This is a genomic window from Candidatus Omnitrophota bacterium, assembly GCA_016929445.1.
In the GTDB taxonomy this organism is placed as follows: Bacteria; Omnitrophota; Gorgyraeia; order JAFGIU01; family JAFGIU01; genus JAFGIU01.
This window is the reverse complement of record JAFGIU010000113.1, coordinates 33912-48295: the sequence shown is the minus strand read 5'-3', so window position 1 is coordinate 48295 and position 14384 is coordinate 33912. Positions and strand designations below refer to the sequence as shown.

17 protein-coding genes are annotated in these 14384 nt (G+C 54.6%); 12 read left to right on the top strand and 5 right to left on the bottom strand.

Going from position 1 to position 14384, the window contains the following annotated elements; translation table 11 throughout:
- A partial coding sequence (locus tag JW937_09085; GenBank protein MBN1587561.1) for a 3-deoxy-7-phosphoheptulonate synthase occupies positions 1-197 on the top strand: 197 nt, incomplete at its 5' end.
- A gap of 20 nt (positions 198-217) precedes the next feature.
- On the opposite strand, the gene JW937_09080 is transcribed toward JW937_09085, so the two are convergent.
- Positions 218-1429 carry a hypothetical protein gene (locus tag JW937_09080; protein MBN1587560.1) on the bottom strand — a complete coding sequence of 404 codons (1212 nt, stop codon included), beginning with the start codon at positions 1427-1429 and terminating at the stop codon, positions 218-220.
- A gap of 290 nt (positions 1430-1719) precedes the next feature.
- Here JW937_09080 and JW937_09075 point away from each other — a divergent pair, with 290 nt between their 5' ends.
- The 3 genes from JW937_09075 to JW937_09065 are packed head-to-tail and all read left to right on the top strand — an operon-like array spanning position 1720 to position 4385.
- Positions 1720-2160: a prepilin-type N-terminal cleavage/methylation domain-containing protein gene (locus JW937_09075; GenBank protein ID MBN1587559.1), complete on the top strand. Its 441-nt coding sequence runs from the start codon at positions 1720-1722 to the stop codon at positions 2158-2160.
- Positions 2126-2746 (top strand): hypothetical protein, encoded by a 621-nt coding sequence (locus tag JW937_09070; GenBank protein MBN1587558.1) that lies wholly within the window; start codon positions 2126-2128, stop codon positions 2744-2746. The genes JW937_09075 and JW937_09070 overlap by 35 nt, the downstream gene beginning before the upstream one ends.
- A 1-nt stretch (position 2747) precedes the next feature.
- Positions 2748-4385, top strand: a complete 1638-nt coding sequence (locus JW937_09065; GenBank protein MBN1587557.1) for a hypothetical protein — start codon at positions 2748-2750, stop codon at positions 4383-4385.
- Here the strand turns inward: JW937_09065 and JW937_09060 are convergent, their stop codons facing one another.
- From JW937_09060 to JW937_09050, 3 genes are all read right to left on the bottom strand, one after another.
- Positions 4386-4991 (bottom strand): hypothetical protein, encoded by a 606-nt coding sequence (locus JW937_09060; protein MBN1587556.1) that lies wholly within the window; start codon positions 4989-4991, stop codon positions 4386-4388.
- A 128-nt stretch (positions 4992-5119) separates the two neighbouring features.
- Positions 5120-5506, bottom strand: coding sequence for a hypothetical protein (locus JW937_09055; protein MBN1587555.1), 387 nt, complete (start codon positions 5504-5506; stop codon positions 5120-5122).
- A 4-nt stretch (positions 5507-5510) separates the two neighbouring features.
- Complete coding sequence (locus JW937_09050) at positions 5511-5879, bottom strand: response regulator (protein MBN1587554.1); 369 nt, start codon at positions 5877-5879, stop codon at positions 5511-5513.
- Positions 5880-6307: 428 nt separating this feature from the next.
- Here JW937_09050 and JW937_09045 point away from each other — a divergent pair, with 428 nt between their 5' ends.
- The 8 genes from JW937_09045 to JW937_09010 all read left to right on the top strand — a co-directional run bounded on the left by JW937_09045 (position 6308) and on the right by JW937_09010 (position 12912).
- Complete coding sequence (locus tag JW937_09045; protein ID MBN1587553.1) at positions 6308-6763, top strand: M67 family metallopeptidase; 456 nt, start codon at positions 6308-6310, stop codon at positions 6761-6763.
- Between the two features lie 36 nt (positions 6764-6799).
- Positions 6800-7954: a molybdopterin-synthase adenylyltransferase MoeB gene (gene moeB, locus JW937_09040; protein ID MBN1587552.1), complete on the top strand. Its 1155-nt coding sequence runs from the start codon at positions 6800-6802 to the stop codon at positions 7952-7954.
- 107 nt (positions 7955-8061) lie between these two features.
- The gene (locus JW937_09035) at positions 8062-8418 is read left to right on the top strand and encodes a hypothetical protein (protein ID MBN1587551.1); all 357 of its coding nucleotides are present in this window, start codon (positions 8062-8064) and stop codon (positions 8416-8418) included.
- On the top strand, positions 8415-9029 hold the full coding sequence (locus tag JW937_09030) for an HAD family phosphatase (GenBank protein MBN1587550.1): 615 nt from the start codon (positions 8415-8417) through the stop codon (positions 9027-9029). The genes JW937_09035 and JW937_09030 overlap by 4 nt, the downstream gene beginning before the upstream one ends.
- A gap of 13 nt (positions 9030-9042) precedes the next feature.
- Positions 9043-9510 carry a CBS domain-containing protein gene (locus tag JW937_09025; protein ID MBN1587549.1) on the top strand — a complete coding sequence of 156 codons (468 nt, stop codon included), beginning with the start codon at positions 9043-9045 and terminating at the stop codon, positions 9508-9510.
- Between the two features lie 12 nt (positions 9511-9522).
- A complete protein-coding gene (locus JW937_09020; GenBank protein MBN1587548.1) occupies positions 9523-11373 on the top strand; it encodes a 2-oxoacid:acceptor oxidoreductase subunit alpha in 1851 nt (616 codons plus the stop codon).
- Positions 11363-12388, top strand: a complete 1026-nt coding sequence (locus JW937_09015) for a 2-oxoacid:ferredoxin oxidoreductase subunit beta (GenBank protein MBN1587547.1) — start codon at positions 11363-11365, stop codon at positions 12386-12388. Before JW937_09020 ends, JW937_09015 begins: the two co-directional genes overlap by 11 nt.
- Complete coding sequence (locus JW937_09010; GenBank protein MBN1587546.1) at positions 12388-12912, top strand: CBS domain-containing protein; 525 nt, start codon at positions 12388-12390, stop codon at positions 12910-12912. The genes JW937_09015 and JW937_09010 overlap by 1 nt, the downstream gene beginning before the upstream one ends.
- Before the next feature lie 106 nt (positions 12913-13018).
- On the opposite strand, the gene JW937_09005 is transcribed toward JW937_09010, so the two are convergent.
- A complete protein-coding gene (locus tag JW937_09005; GenBank protein ID MBN1587545.1) occupies positions 13019-14230 on the bottom strand; it encodes an FIST C-terminal domain-containing protein in 1212 nt (403 codons plus the stop codon).
- Positions 14231-14384 lie beyond the last annotated feature (154 nt).

Genomic DNA, 14384 nt, shown 5'->3' with positions numbered 1-14384 from the left:
CGGCGGGCAAGCGCGACTATGTGGCGCCCCTGGCCAGGGCTGCGATCGCTGCCGGCGCGGACGGAATTATTGTGGAAGTCCACGACAAACCCGAAGAGGCGGTTTGTGACGGACCGCAGGCCTTGTTGCCCAAGGCCTTTGACCAGCTCATGAAGGAATTGCGGGGTATTGCCGAAGTCTTTGGCAGGACCCTTTAACCGTTTCGAACCCATCCGGTTCATTTCGGCTCCTCCACTAGATGAACTCCGAGGAGTCCTGCCTGAACCATTCCTTTGGCCCCCCGTGCAATGAAAAGCCGGTGTCCGGGGTCGGCATCTCTTTTGGCCATGACAGTGATTTCATTTAAAACTGGGTCAAACGCCCTTACCGTGTAGTCCGGGTTGAGTCCGTAGGGCTCCACAGAACGAATCTTTCCGTCACTATAAAGCAATTTCATGGCGGCGCTGCGCCCTCCGCGCAGAAAGGCCGCGCTGATGTCCTCGACTTCGGTTTCCCAAAAGCTGAAGGGAGGAGCCTCGTCAATCATGGCCAGAAGAACCCCCTCTATCCGGCGTGTGCTGCTGCTCAAATGAATCGGTGTGCCCAGATACGGGTCGTTGGTGCTTTTGCCCGGGGACATGTACCAGCTCGGGGATTGGGACACAGGCTCGCCCAAGGTCCCTGATTCATAACCTTTGGCAAAGAGCCGGTAACGGCCGGGCCGCATCACCAAAATCTCAAATGCGCCGCCCGCATCACAGCGAGTGGAATAGGTTCGGCCGTTAACCACGTGAACAGCGTGCACGGGAACGCGTTGATCCTGGCCTGTCTCAACTCTGCCGGAGATACGATACAGTGCTTCGGGCTTCCAGGCATCGACCCATAAAGCCTGGTCCTGTTCTGTGAGGGCCCGCACATCCCAGTGTTTCCAAGTGGGTCCCTCCGCGTTCATCAGGGCTGCAGGGGCCGGCGAATGTCCGACAATGCCCAAAGCGTGTCCGATTTCATGGGCCAGAACCGGAAAGCTCAGGGCTTCCAGCCCCTCGCGCACATTGAGGAACACATAGCCTCCCTCGTAATGATCCGGGCTCTGGCCAAAGCAGCGGCTGCGGTGAGCCGCGGGCGCCTCAAACAAATAATCGCTGTCCAACACAATACGGAGGATACCGTCCCGGGGGATTTCGTGGGGGAGGGTGTAGTGCTCTGCGCTCAGGCCAACGAACTTAAACTCCATTGGGGCCTTGGGAACAGAGGTCCAGAGCTCAAACACCCGCTCAATTCTTTGGAGCGCGGAGTCGGGAGTGGGGACGGGTTCCACAGCTTCCGGCACCCACATCCGGGCACTTACCTTGTAGCGGAGAGTCTCGGCCAGGGCGGATTTCGGATAGAGGCCCAGGGTCAAGCTGAGGAATAAGAGAAGGACAGAGTAAGGGGTCTTGCGAAGGAACACTATATAACACCTTATATTGATGTGAGATACAAAAGAAAATAGTCGTAATTCGGCATTGGAGGCCCTTGTGGTGCCCCTGCCTAATGCTATACTTGAATAAATATCAGGTAGCTTTTATTAAGTAACCTGGTACTGGCTAGCGAGCACCATGCCGCCTCTATAGAGAGGAAGGGGCATCGCTCGCATTGCCCTGGCTGAGAATACGATACAGGGCAAACCGGAATAACGAAAGGCCCAGAGGGACTAAACAAGACAGTCCACACCGCTGGGGGCGAAAGCTGGGTGGTGGGATGAAATTGACCAAAGCACTTAAGAATAATCGGGGGGTCACCCTTTTTGAGGTGCTCGTCAGCAGTTTTATACTGACGATTGCACTTGGGGGACTCATTGCGAGCATCGGGCATTCGCTTTATCTCATCGATGTGAGCGGAGAGCAAACGACGGCCAGCGAGCATCTGCACGATATGGTGGAGCAGATTCGGGCTGAGCCGTGGGATCAGATGGGGACTACCTTCCCGGAGTCTGTCACGAACGGCGACGGGAATGAGTATGCGGGTGTGGTCGGGGAATTGGTGCTCGGCAACGAGCAGATCTGGGTCAGGTATCCGGCAAGTACGGATCTGGACGGAGACGCGGATCCGGACCTGGTTGAAGTTGAAGTCACTTTGCAGTGGCAAGACAAGAGGGGACACCCGCATGTGGCGTCACTCACGACATTCAGGGCCCGCTAAGAACAAAGGCGGGTTTCTTTCCTGTGCTGGTCTTTCGGTAATGGAAGTCATGGTGAGCACGGCGATCCTTTCGGGCATCTTGATAGCGCTGGCCATGATCCAGGTTTCCGGAAAGGATATGTACGAGATCGGCCAGGCCAGAGCAGACATGCAGGCGCAGGCCCGGAATGCCATCCAGCGCATTGGGGATGATCTGCGGAATGCGACGGTAACATCGGCGGGGATTCCTTCGCCAAACCTTCAAATCGCCGCGGCTCCTCCGAACAATACAGGGCTCACGTTTTCCATTCCCTCAGACTTGGATGGAAACGGATTGATTACAGATGCCAACGGACAGTTGGAGTGGGACACCGGGAATCCCATAACCTATCAATTCCTGGCCGACACCTCTCAACTGGTGCGCCGGCAGGGAGCGAATACCACGGTCCTGGCCAATAATGTTCAGAGTGTGGAGTTCTTTAATTTCATGATGGATTCCGGGCTGGAAAGGGAAGAGCTCCGGATCGATTTGACGCTGGTAAAGACGACCGGAACTCAGCGGGTCATTACCTATGACTACTCTACGGTCATTCAAGTGAGGAATTGAGATGAATAAGCTGCGGGAAACCTTGCTGCGGGGTGTGGGGGACGAACGGGGGCATATCCTCATATTGTCCTATATGGCGGTGTCCTTCTTTTTGCTGGTCTCTGCGACTTTATTTTCTAAAGCGATCGTGGAACGGAATCTGACATTTCGCAGTGGACTCCAATCCGAGGTTTTCTATTTGGCCGAAGGCGCGATCGATAATGCCATTGCTACCGTGCGAGGGCAAATGGCAACCGGCGTGTTGGATCCCGGTATCAATGTCTACAACCATCTGGCAAGTTTTCAGACATCCGAGCTCCTCGGGCTGCAAATCCCGGTGACAGTGACGGCCTTGGATGCCGCTGATCGAGTGGAACAGGATGGCGCCACGACTGTTCTGGTGCGGAACTATGATGTGGCGGTGAGTGTGGGTCACCCGGACAATCCGAATGTCTCGGTCACGATGCATCAAATTATCGGCCGCCGTCTAATCTCTCCTTTTCAATTTTCCGCTTACTACTCTGAGGATTTGGAAATACTGCCCGGCCCTCCCATGACTTTGGCCGGCAGGGTCCATTCCAATAAGGATATTTATTTGGGAGCAAACAATACATTGACCCTGGATACAGAGCAAGTGCGCGCGGCCGGAGAAATCTATAACCGGCGCAAGGATGATACCAGCGTGCCCGGCGGGGACGTAGAGATCTTGGTGGCCGGGAGCAGTCCGGCAGTGTACGAAGAGATGAACGGCTTGGATAGTTCAGACCCGGATTGGCTTGCGGAATCCTTAAACCGTTGGAACGGTTCCGTGCAAACGGCCAGTCACGGGGTGACGGAGATGGGCATCCCGAAGATTGAATCCATTCAGAAGGATGGTTATTATGCCGGAGAAGCAGGCTTGACGATGACCGACGGAGTGCTCTACCGGGATGGTTTCGCACTGATTGAGGGTGTGGATTATCCGCCGGGGACAGTCTCCACATCAACTTCGGTTTTTAATTTCAGGGAGAACACCAATGTGCATATGGATACGGTGAATCTCTCGATGCTTGCGGGCTACGCCCCGGGAGATCCGCCCAATGCCCCGAGTTTTCCGAACAACCTCCCGGCCAATGGTTTGATCTATGCCTCACGTGCGGACAGCGGGTTGCAGCCGGGGATTCGTCTGGTTGGCGGACAGGAAATCCATCGCGCCGGGGGGTTGACAGTGGTCACAGAGGATCCCGTGTATATTCAAGGGGACTTCAACTCCACCAACAAGAAGGCTGTGAGCGTGATTTCGGATGCGATCAACATCTTTTCGAATGATTGGGATGATTCGCATTCCGCAGCGGGAATAAGTTCGCGTCGAGCGAGCGAGACCACCGTGAATGCGGCTTTCATGTCGGGGATCGAAATTACGCAGCCGGGTGTCTATAACGGCGGTTTGGAAAACTACCCGCGCTTCCACGAGAACTGGAGCGGGATTGATTTTAACTTTACGGGTTCCTTTACACAGCTTTGGGAGAGTGCAATTGCCGAAGGCGTCTGGGGCTCGGCGTCCTACTCTCCTCCCGACCGGAATTGGTCCTATGACCCTGCGTTTAACGACCGCACACAGATTCCTCCTTATTCGCCCTATGTGGTGGAGATTGTGCGTATCGGATGGTGGAAAGAATAATTACTCTTCCCAGTGACTGGCAAACCCGTTACAGAAGAAAATCTTCCTCAAGATCTCGCCCGAGTCCTTGTCCCGGTAAATCCACGTTTCGCTCAGAAATTTCCGGCCCAGATCGTCATTAGTGACTGCGCGCTCCACTTCTTCGGTCTTGCCCCAAGCTTTCTCAGCATGGCGTTGATCCATCCCCACGCGCAGAAGCCCCAGTTCTCCTAAGAGAATATCGAGCTGGCGGTCCTTGGGTTTTTCCTCGCGCGAGAGCAGTCCTGTGTCTTCAAAGAAGTAATAAACCCGCGTATCGGCTCGATTATCCGGGATGTAAACGAATTCTTCAAAAGCGCGATTCGTCATGGAGTCTACATTGACATTGCGTCCAATGGCGGTGGGGACACCGTTTATCCTGAGGAATTCGCATTTTTCTTCGGTGAGCAATCCGTAGTAGGGGTGGCTGAACGCCTTCTTGGCATCAACGGCTTTGGCGCTCACAAAGGCGGTCTCCAGATTGACGAAATCCGGGTCAAAGGAGTCCGAGCGTTGATAGCCCTTCCAATGGTCTGCCGGCATCCAGAAATTTTGCCAGTAGCGCCCCACAGACTTGGCTTCAGCCATGGGATTGGTGCTGGAAAAGCAGCCTTGCAAGGAGGCAAAAAGGCCTAAGAGTCCAATAAGTAAAAAGAGTGTCGGGGCAGGGATTCGCATTCTCATTGCGGGCTATTATACATGCATTCCGGTGTTCCCTAGAATTCGAGGTCAATGCCGCCATTGGGAAGCGCGACATCTATTTCGGTGAAGGGGAAGCTCGCCAGATGCGTCACGCCTCCTGCAGTCTGTATCAACGCCATCCCCATTCCTTTCAGAAGGGCCCAGTGAAAGGCTGCCCCATCGTTCACATAGCGTCCGGTGCCCCGGAAGATTTCGGTCCAGCCCAGGAAGCTGTGTTCCAGGCCAAAGCCCAATTTGTGCATCATGCGTGTGGGATAACCCACTTCATGGGTCCATCGGCTGGGCACGTAGTCGGAGGAGAGGGTGAGAGTGAAGGTGGAGTAGTCCGGGCTGCGAGCCCAAACAGAGGATGCGCAGGTCAGTAACAAAAGGAGCATGAGTCCGGTACGGAAAGCTCTCATGCGCCTATTTTAGCAGAAGACCGCGTACAATCCGGAGAAGCTCGTCAAAGGGAAAAGGTTTGGTGAGAACGCGCCCCGCCACATTCTTGAGATCGCAGGCTTGTTTGGCATAAGTCTCGGAAGCAGTGAGCAGGATCACGGGCACATCACAAGTGGCTTGGTTCCCGCAGAGCCGGCCGGCAACTTCCCATCCGTGGATTTTGGGCATGACTAAATCCAGGAGCACCAAATCGGGGTGCTCATTGACCGCAGCCTCCAAACAGCGCTCTCCGTCATTGACCACGACAGAGTCAAATCCGTGAATCCGGAAGAGCTGGCCGAGACTTTCGGCAAAGCCGGGTTCGTCGTCCGCGATCAGAATTTTCTTTTTCATCAGCCGCCTCAGGGTTGCCAAACACCCCTTTGCTGCATCATAAAACCTAATATTACAATATTATACGTAAATGTACGCAAAATCAACACGTGGTGTGTGTGAAGCAGAGCCCATAAAGGCATTGACCTGGGCTTTAAATGTGACTAAAATAGTCCGAATTTCATTCACAAGGCTATCCAGGGACTTTTGCGAAACAGCGAAAAACGCTGCAGTCGTCATCACGAGCGAAAGCGTGGTGATCCGTCGTTGCGAGGACCGGAGGGACGAAGCAATATATGTCTCGCCTTGTCAAGAGCTTATGTGCAACAAAGATTGCTTCGCGGAGCCTGCCCAGAGCGTGGCGTCGGGGTCCGCAATGACGGAAAGGCTATTTCGCAACGGTCCCATCTACAAGTTTCAGTGAGCGGCCGCCTTAGGGACTTATTTACATGCTAGTTATTGGAAAAAAAGAAATTGCATCAATAAGAGAGCAGGCTGAACAGGGCTATCCCGATGAGATTTGCGGTTTGTTCCTGGGTTCTTTTGAGCAGGAGGGTTCGCTGCGGCGTGTGGCTGCCGCGCGCCCGGCAGAGAATCTGAACAAACTGCGCGGGCGCGACCGTTACGAACTCAACCCCCTGGACTATCAGCGTATTGAAAAGGAAGCAGCGGAGCGGGGCTGGGAAGTCATCGGTGTTTATCATTCGCACCCGGATCATCCTTCCAAGCCTTCCGAAACGGACCGCCGACGTGCCGAGGAGATTTGGGAGTCATCGGAGAGTTGGTCCTATATGATCCTCGAAGTGACGCGGGGCAAAGTGGTTTCGTGGCGTTCCTGGGTGCTCCGGGACCGGCAGTTTGGGGAAGAAACCACACAGGTCGCAGACGAGTCGCGCGCATCCTAACAGGGAGACAGTACCGTGGCAAAGAGTTCTCAGGAAATGGCCCAGGAGTTAAGACAAAAGATTCAGGAGATTAGCCCTGCTGAGTTGCATGCCTTGCGCGAGAACGAAGAGGATTTTGTCCTTATCGATGTGCGCGAGCAGGACGAGTATGACCAGGGCTATATTCCCGGTGCCGTGCATATTCCCCGGGGCTTTCTCGAACTGCGTATCGAAGAGAAGGTTCCCGACCGATCCACACCCATTGTGGCTTACTGTGCCGTCGGGTTTCGATCCCTTTTTTCTGCCGAAACTTTGGAGCGCATGGGCTATGAAGAGGTGAGTTCTCTGAGCGGTGGTTACAACAAGTGGAAGCAGGGAGAGTACGAAGTCAAGATTCCCCGGGTCCTGTCCGCGCAGGCGAGGAAGCGCTATTCCCGCCATCTCCTGATTCCCGAAGTTCAGGAAGAGGGACAACTCAGACTTCTCAACTCTAAAGTTCTCATGGTGGGCGCCGGTGGTCTGGGCTCGCCTTCGGCCTTTTATTTGGCGGCCGCAGGGGTGGGAACCTTAGGCATTGTGGACTTTGATGACGTGGACATGTCCAATCTCCAGCGCCAAATCCTTCACACCGATGACCGCGTGGGCACGCCCAAGGCAGAATCGGCCCGGAAAACACTCACCGCTTTGAACCCGGATATCCGGGTTGTGCCGCACAAGGTGCGCCTTGGCAAAGAAAACGTGGATGAAATCTTTAAGGATTACGATATTATCGTGGACGGCACGGACAATTTTCCCACGCGCTACCTGATCAATGATGCGTGTGTGAAGCTCGGCAAGCTCAACGTGCACGGAAGCGTGTATCGCTTTGAGGGCCAGGTCACCGTTTTTTGCGCGCCTGGAGGCCCGTGTTATCGCTGTCTTTATCCTGAGCCGCCGCCGCCGGAATTGGCCCCTAGCTGTGCGGAGGCAGGGGTGCTCGGCGTGTTGCCCGGGGTGGTCGGTTTGCTGCAGGCCGTGGAAACGGTGAAGCTGATTTTAGGGGTCGGGGAGTCTATGGCCGGCAAACTGTTGCATTACGAAGCCTTGAACACCGAGTTTCGTAAACTAAAATTGCGCCGCGATCCCCAGTGCTCGTATTGCGGCGAGAAGGTCAAAGAGTTCCCAGGCTATGCCGACTACGAATTCTTTTGCGCCAATCCCTCGGGCTTATAGATCCATTGTGGCTTTTTGCCCCGGTGCCTCAATAAAGACAATCGTCACGCACCGCAGGATAAGACTGAGTTACAATAATTCCGACGTCCTAATTGGAGGGGGAATGAATGATGTTTAAAACACTCTTTGTGAGCCTGATGATCTTAGCCCTTGGGGGGATCTTTGTGGTAAATCCGTCGATCGCCTTTGCCCAAGAGGCCTGCGAGCACGACGCGCCGAAGATTCCCAATCCCGTCGAGCCCTTGGCCGGGAATGTGGCGGAGAGCACCGGGGAATCCGGGCTTTTCGGTTTACCGGCAGGTGTTGTGGAGGGAAGCGCGGAAGTGGTCGGTGATGCGGCCGAGTTTGTGGCGGGCGAGACAGAGGAAGTCTGGGACACTGTGGCTGAGCAGCTCGAAGGCAAACGAGAAGTCGGCAGCAAGAACGACCGGGCCGAGATCAAACTGAGGCGAATCGACTTTTGAATACGCTGTTTATCGATCTGGGAGGCGTGCTCGTATCCCTCCAAATTGAAAAAGCCCTGAAGGCCTATCTCTCATTTTCCGGTGTTTCCGAGGAAGCAGTGCAGTCCCTCCTGCAAAAGCGCGATCCCCAGGATTTGTGCAACCGCTATGAGAAGGGCTTGATTGAAAAGACCGGCTTTTACCGGAGTGTGGCCGGATTCCTCGGCCTGGAAATCACTCCAGAGGAGTTTGAGCGTATTTGGAACTCCATGATCGGGCCTGCGGTTCCCGGCATGGAGGCTGCGCTGCGGGGGCTCAAGGCAGCGGGAAGGGCGGAGATCCATCTTCTGTCCAACACCAATCCCGGTCATTATGGGTATGTTTGTGAGAATGAGCCCTGGATTCCGGAGCTTTGTGACGGGGTCCACCTTTCCTATGAGATGGGACTTCTCAAGCCGGATCCGGCCTTTTATGAGGCTGTGCTCCGGCAGTCGGGAGGGGTGAGCCGGACGGAAGTGCTTTTTGTGGACGATACGGCGGCCAATTTGGAGACTGCCCGGGCCCTGGGCCTGCAAACCCATCTATTTATTTCTTCGGACGCAATGATGGCGCAAGTGCAGGTCCTTTGCTAGAATGATCTAGATCATGTTTGCAAGCACCTTCTTTGGCGACAAGAAAGTGACGGAATGCCCCATCAATCCCCCGGTTACCACCCCTCCGGAGACCTCCATCCGCGATGCTGTGGACTGTATGCGCGAGGCCAAACGGGGCTATGTCCTGGTATGTTCGGAAGATAAGCTCTGCGGCATCTTTACGGAGCGCCATCTCCTGGACAAAGTCGTGGGCCGGGGGCTCTCTCCGGAGGCTCCGATCTCCCAGGTCATGCGCACGGAAATCATCACAATAGGGAAGAATGCGCTCCTGACCGAGGCAATACAGCTTATGGATCAGCACCACATGCGCCGGCTTCCCATAGTGGATGAAGGGGGTTCTGTTTTGGGCTTAATCACGGTGTTGGATATTCTTAATTATTTATCCGCACATTTTCCCTCTGTCATTGGCAACTTGCCTCCCAGGCTCCATCAAAAAACCCGCACTTCTGAGGGCGGCTAACAAGAGTATCCGATGGCCGAACAGAAACAAACCAGAACACTCAACGAGGTGACGATCCGTTTTGCCGGGGATTCCGGAGACGGGATGCAGCTTACGGGTCTGCAATTCACGGACACAGCCGCTTTGATCGGGAACGATATCAGTACCTTGCCCGATTTTCCCGCAGAGATTCGGGCGCCTGCGGGGACTTTGCCCGGGGTCAGCGGATTCCAAATTAACTTTTCGGATCAGGAAGTGCTTACGCCCGGAGACAGACCCGATGTGCTGGTGGCCATGAACCCGGCGGCGCTCAAGGTCAATCTCAAGGATCTGGCCCACGGTGCGACGATCATTGCCAATCAGGACAGCTTTACCAAAGGCAACTTGGATAAAGCAGGTTATGATTCCAATCCCTTGGACGACGGTTCTTTGGCCGAGTACCAGTTGATTTCGCTGCCGATCACCACTTTAAACAATGAAGCAGTCAAGGATGTGCCGGATCTCAAATCCCAGCAGGCGGAACGCTGCAAGAATTTTTTTGCCCTTGGCGTTATGTTTTGGATGTTCGACCGGCCCCTGGATTATACGCTCAAATGGATCGACGATAAGTTTGCCGCGGTCCCATCGGTGGCGGAGGCCAACCGTCTGGCCCTCAAAGGCGGTTATAATCATGCGCAGTCTACGGAACTGTTGCCCGTCCGTTACAAGGTCTCAGCTGCGGATTTAAGTCCGGGGACCTACCGCCGTATCACCGGCAATGAAGCCATGGCCATTGGATTGATATCCGGCGCTGAGCGGGCAGGTCTGACTCTGTTCTACGGAAGTTATCCCATTACGCCCGCCAGTGAAATTCTCCAAGACTTATCCCGCTTCAAGGAATACGGGGTCAAGACCTTTCAGGCCGAGGATGAAATTGCGGCAGTGACCGCGTCCATAGGCGCGAGCTTTGGCGGAAATATCGGGGTAACAGGCACGAGCGGGCCGGGTCTGGCCTTAAAATCCGAAGCCATTGGTTTGGCGGTGATGACGGAATTGCCTTTGGTGATTATCGATGTGCAAAGGGGCGGCCCGAGCACCGGCCTTCCGACTAAGCCGGAGCAGGGAGATCTTCTGCAGGCTTTGATCGGCCGGAACTCGGAATGTCCTGCTGTTGTGATTGCGCCCGCAAGCCCCGGGGATTGTTTTTGGATGGCTACGGAAGCTGTTCGCCTGGCCGTCACGTATATGACCCCGGTATTTGTCCTTTCAGATGCCTTTTTGGCGAATGCATCGGAACCTTGGAAGGTGCCGGTATATGAGAGCTTGCCAAAGATTAAGGTGGAACACCGCACGGATCCTGAAGGTTTTTATCCCTATTTGCGCAACAAGGAAACTCTGGCCAGGCCTTGGGTCCTCCCGGGTACGCCGGGTCTTGAACACCGGATCGGAGGTCTCGAGAAAGAAGACGTGACCGGGAATGTGAGCTATGACCCCTTGAACCACCAGAAGATGGTGGAGATTCGGGAGGCCAAGATTCAAGGAATTGCGAAATTCTTGCCGGATGCGCAGGTTTACGGTCATGACGAGGGCGATCTTCTTGTGCTCGGCTGGGGTTCCACTTACGGGGCTATTTTGACGGCTGTTGACAGGGCGAGAGAGAGGGGTTTGGATGTTTCCTGTTTGCACCTGCGTTATCTCAATCCCTTTCCCAAAAATTTGGGGGAGCTGCTGGGCAAGTTTAAGAAGGTTCTCATTCCGGAAATGAATTTAGGACAGCTCGCGCTGCTCATCCGCGCCAAGTATCTCGTTGATGCGATCTCTTATCCCAAGGTCCAAGGAAAGCCTTTCTTGATAACGGAAATAGTGGACAAAATCGAGGAGATACTTGCAGGTCATGGAGATTGAAGTGGATACGCATAGCCAAGAACAAAAGTTGACGCGCAAGGATTTTGTGAGCGGGCAGGAAGTTCGTTGGTGCCCTGGATGCGGAGACTACGCGATCCTGGCGCAAGTGCAGAAGATCATGCCTGAGGTGGGGATTCCGCGTGAGAAGATTGTTTTTGTGTCCGGTATCGGATGCTCCTCCCGCTTTCCTTACTATATGAATACTTACGGATTCCACACGATCCATGGGCGCGCGCCCGCAGTTGCGACGGGGCTCAAGATCGCGAATCCGGAACTCAGTGTCTGGGTGGTGACGGGTGACGGTGACGGATTGAGTATCGGAGCCGGGCACTTTATCCACACACTGCGCCGCAACGTCGATCTCAACCTTCTTCTTTTCAATAACCGGATATACGGCCTGACTAAGGGACAGTATTCGCCAACCTCTGAAGCGGGAAAGAAGACCAAGTCTTCGCCCTGGGGTTCTGTGGAGCGCCCGATGAATCCGGTGCGTTTGGCTCTGGCCGCTGAAGCTACCTTTGTGGCGCGAACCGTGGATGTGCATATCAAGCACATGGCCGAAACTCTATTGGCCGCCGCCGCGCACAAGGGGACTTCTTTTATAGAGATCTATCAAAATTGCATTGTGTTCAATGACAAGACGTTCGCCGATATCACGGAGCGTTCTGTCCGGGACGAACGCCTGTTGGAAGTGGTTCACGGCAAGCCCATGCGATTCGGGAAAGACAATGAGTTTGGAATTGTGGTGCGGGGGACGCGGCCTGAAGTTGTTAGAGTTGATGAGGTGGGTGAAGACCGGATTTTGGTCCATGATTCTTCAGATCCGAATATTGCTTCACTCCTGAGCAAGATGGAACCTCCGGACTATCCTGCTCCTATCGGGGTCTTCTATGAACGCCATTCGCCCACCTACGACGAACTGCTGATTCGTCAAATCGAGAACGTGATTCAGAACAAGGGGCCAGGAAATTTGCAGAAGCTCCTCGATGGCCCGAGTCCTTGGGAGATCTCCTGATGGAAGAAACCCTGCGTTGTCCTTATTGTGATGCGGAGTTGATGCCCGGAACGGATAATTGTGATCAATGCCATCAGGATGTCAGTGATTTGGCTTTGCCCGATCCTGCCCCGGATATGAAGGAATACATTACTTCCGCCCTGATCAAAGACCTGCCTCCCCAAGAGCCCATCCTTGTTGAGGCCCATACTCCGGTGGTCGAGGTCGTGAAGCGCATGCAGGGAAGGTGTATCGGCAGCGCGCTTGTTGTGGATGGGCGGGGAGCGCTTGTGGGGATCTTTACGGACCGGGATGTGTTGAGCCGGGTTGGGGTGGATCCTTCGGGATTGGATTCTGCTGAGATCCGTTTTGTGATGACGCCGGATCCTGTCGCTTTGAGGGAAACGGACTCCTTGGCTGCAGCCCTGCACAAGATGAGTGTAGGGGGTTTCCGGCATCTGCCTGTTTTGCGCGACGGGAAACCCGTAGGGGTGGTTTCCGTGCGCGAAGTCTTTCACTACCTCTGTCGATCCGAACCGGACTGATGCGAATGCGTCATGGCGAAGCCCTCCAGGGCTGTGGCCATTTTTGCGGAACAAAGATACTGTCGCTGCGTTTGGGATGACGGCGGGGTTGCTGTTGCGCGCCAGTTCAACTATCAGAAGCTGTCTTTGGTCTAAACAGTCCGATACTCGAAGTGTATCCGTGCACGTAGTTTCTTCCCGCCACAGGGCCGATCTCTCCGTTACAGAAAAAACCTCCCAAAGGGACCGAGCCAACAGCAGTGCGCACGGTGCGGATATCGTAGTGGGCTTCTCCGTAAAGACCGCGTCCGCGGCCCATACAGCTGAAGATCAAACCTCCTTGGGGCGGGCCTTGTTTGATGGACTCTTTGTGCTGATTGAGGGATTCTTCCAAATCTTCGCGCGAGGAGTCTGCGTCACGCACATGGAACTGAATGGTTTGACCGATTTCGACACGGTCTCCGACTGCAAGCGCGTTTTGTTCAGGATCCATGCCTAATAGATTCCGGATCAGAAAATCCCCCCGCCCGAATCTACTTTGATACTCATTCATGACCACACCTACGAAGAGAGCCTGCCGGGCGAGTTCCTGGTCTTTTTGAGGGAGGGAGGCGTACATCTGCTCTAAAACTTCGACAGAGGGTTTGCCTCCCAGTTGATAGATGATGTTTTCTTCCGCCTCCGTTACCACATAACTGTCGCCGATAGGCCGGCAACCCTGCGCCACAATCGTTTCCAGCTTGATATTGCCGGTTAGCGCAACCCCGACGGCCCCGGAGCCCAGGACATGGGTATCGAACAAGAGCAGGGGATCCTCCTCTTGTGTGGTGGTGCTGGCAAGGCCCCCGATCACAGGGGCCTTGGGATAAGCCCGATTGATTTCCCCGAGCAGACTGAGTACATCACAAGAAAAGGGATTGGGCAGGAGCACGATGATGGGTTCGTCTTCCGGGCGGACTCCGATGCGATCGATCCAAAATTCAGGCGGCTGCTCGAGCGGTTCGCCTTCTTCTCCCTGTAAGTCCTTTGGCGTGATGAGAAAGGGATGAACCTGCACACCGGGCAGATGTGCGGCGACCAAGGACATAGCAGGTGTGAACTCGAGCTCCTTGTCCGGCCCGATGATACCGCCTCCCGAGCATCCGATGAGTACCTTCTTCCCCAGATGATGGAAAAGGCCGTCCAGGAGTTCATCCCAATCCGCCTCGTAGAGGCTGGAAACAAACAAGAAGGCAAGGTCCGCGGGCTTTCCCCCGAGTTCCCTGAGGACTTGTTTGCTCAAGGTTTCGGCAGCGGCTTTGGGATTGGCCTCTGGCACAATGGCGGAAGCGAATTGCATGGGGACTGCTCCGTTGATGTAACTCTTTGATAGATTATGTAGATAGGATAGTCACTCTGCCGGGCGGAGTCAAATGGAGAGACGGAAGGGTCAGTTGCGCCAAATTGACACAAGGAATAACTTATAGTAGACTTTAATTTGGAATGTAATAACA

Coding starts and splice junctions, on each gene's coding strand:
- JW937_09075 (MBN1587559.1), top strand. CDS start 1,720: ATGAAATTGACCAAAGCACTTAAGAATAATCGGGGGGTCACCCTTTTT.
- JW937_09070 (MBN1587558.1), top strand. CDS start 2,126: ATGTGGCGTCACTCACGACATTCAGGGCCCGCTAAGAACAAAGGCGGG.
- JW937_09065 (MBN1587557.1), top strand. CDS start 2,748: ATGAATAAGCTGCGGGAAACCTTGCTGCGGGGTGTGGGGGACGAACGG.
- JW937_09060 (MBN1587556.1), bottom strand. CDS start 4,991: ATGGCTGAAGCCAAGTCTGTGGGGCGCTACTGGCAAAATTTCTGGATG.
- JW937_09055 (MBN1587555.1), bottom strand. CDS start 5,506: ATGAGAGCTTTCCGTACCGGACTCATGCTCCTTTTGTTACTGACCTGC.
- JW937_09050 (MBN1587554.1), bottom strand. CDS start 5,879: ATGAAAAAGAAAATTCTGATCGCGGACGACGAACCCGGCTTTGCCGAA.
- JW937_09045 (MBN1587553.1), top strand. CDS start 6,308: ATGCTAGTTATTGGAAAAAAAGAAATTGCATCAATAAGAGAGCAGGCT.
- moeB (MBN1587552.1), top strand. CDS start 6,800: ATGGCCCAGGAGTTAAGACAAAAGATTCAGGAGATTAGCCCTGCTGAG.
- JW937_09035 (MBN1587551.1), top strand. CDS start 8,062: ATGATGTTTAAAACACTCTTTGTGAGCCTGATGATCTTAGCCCTTGGG.
- JW937_09025 (MBN1587549.1), top strand. CDS start 9,043: ATGTTTGCAAGCACCTTCTTTGGCGACAAGAAAGTGACGGAATGCCCC.
- JW937_09020 (MBN1587548.1), top strand. CDS start 9,523: ATGGCCGAACAGAAACAAACCAGAACACTCAACGAGGTGACGATCCGT.
- JW937_09015 (MBN1587547.1), top strand. CDS start 11,363: ATGGAGATTGAAGTGGATACGCATAGCCAAGAACAAAAGTTGACGCGC.
- JW937_09010 (MBN1587546.1), top strand. CDS start 12,388: ATGGAAGAAACCCTGCGTTGTCCTTATTGTGATGCGGAGTTGATGCCC.
- JW937_09005 (MBN1587545.1), bottom strand. CDS start 14,230: ATGCAATTCGCTTCCGCCATTGTGCCAGAGGCCAATCCCAAAGCCGCT.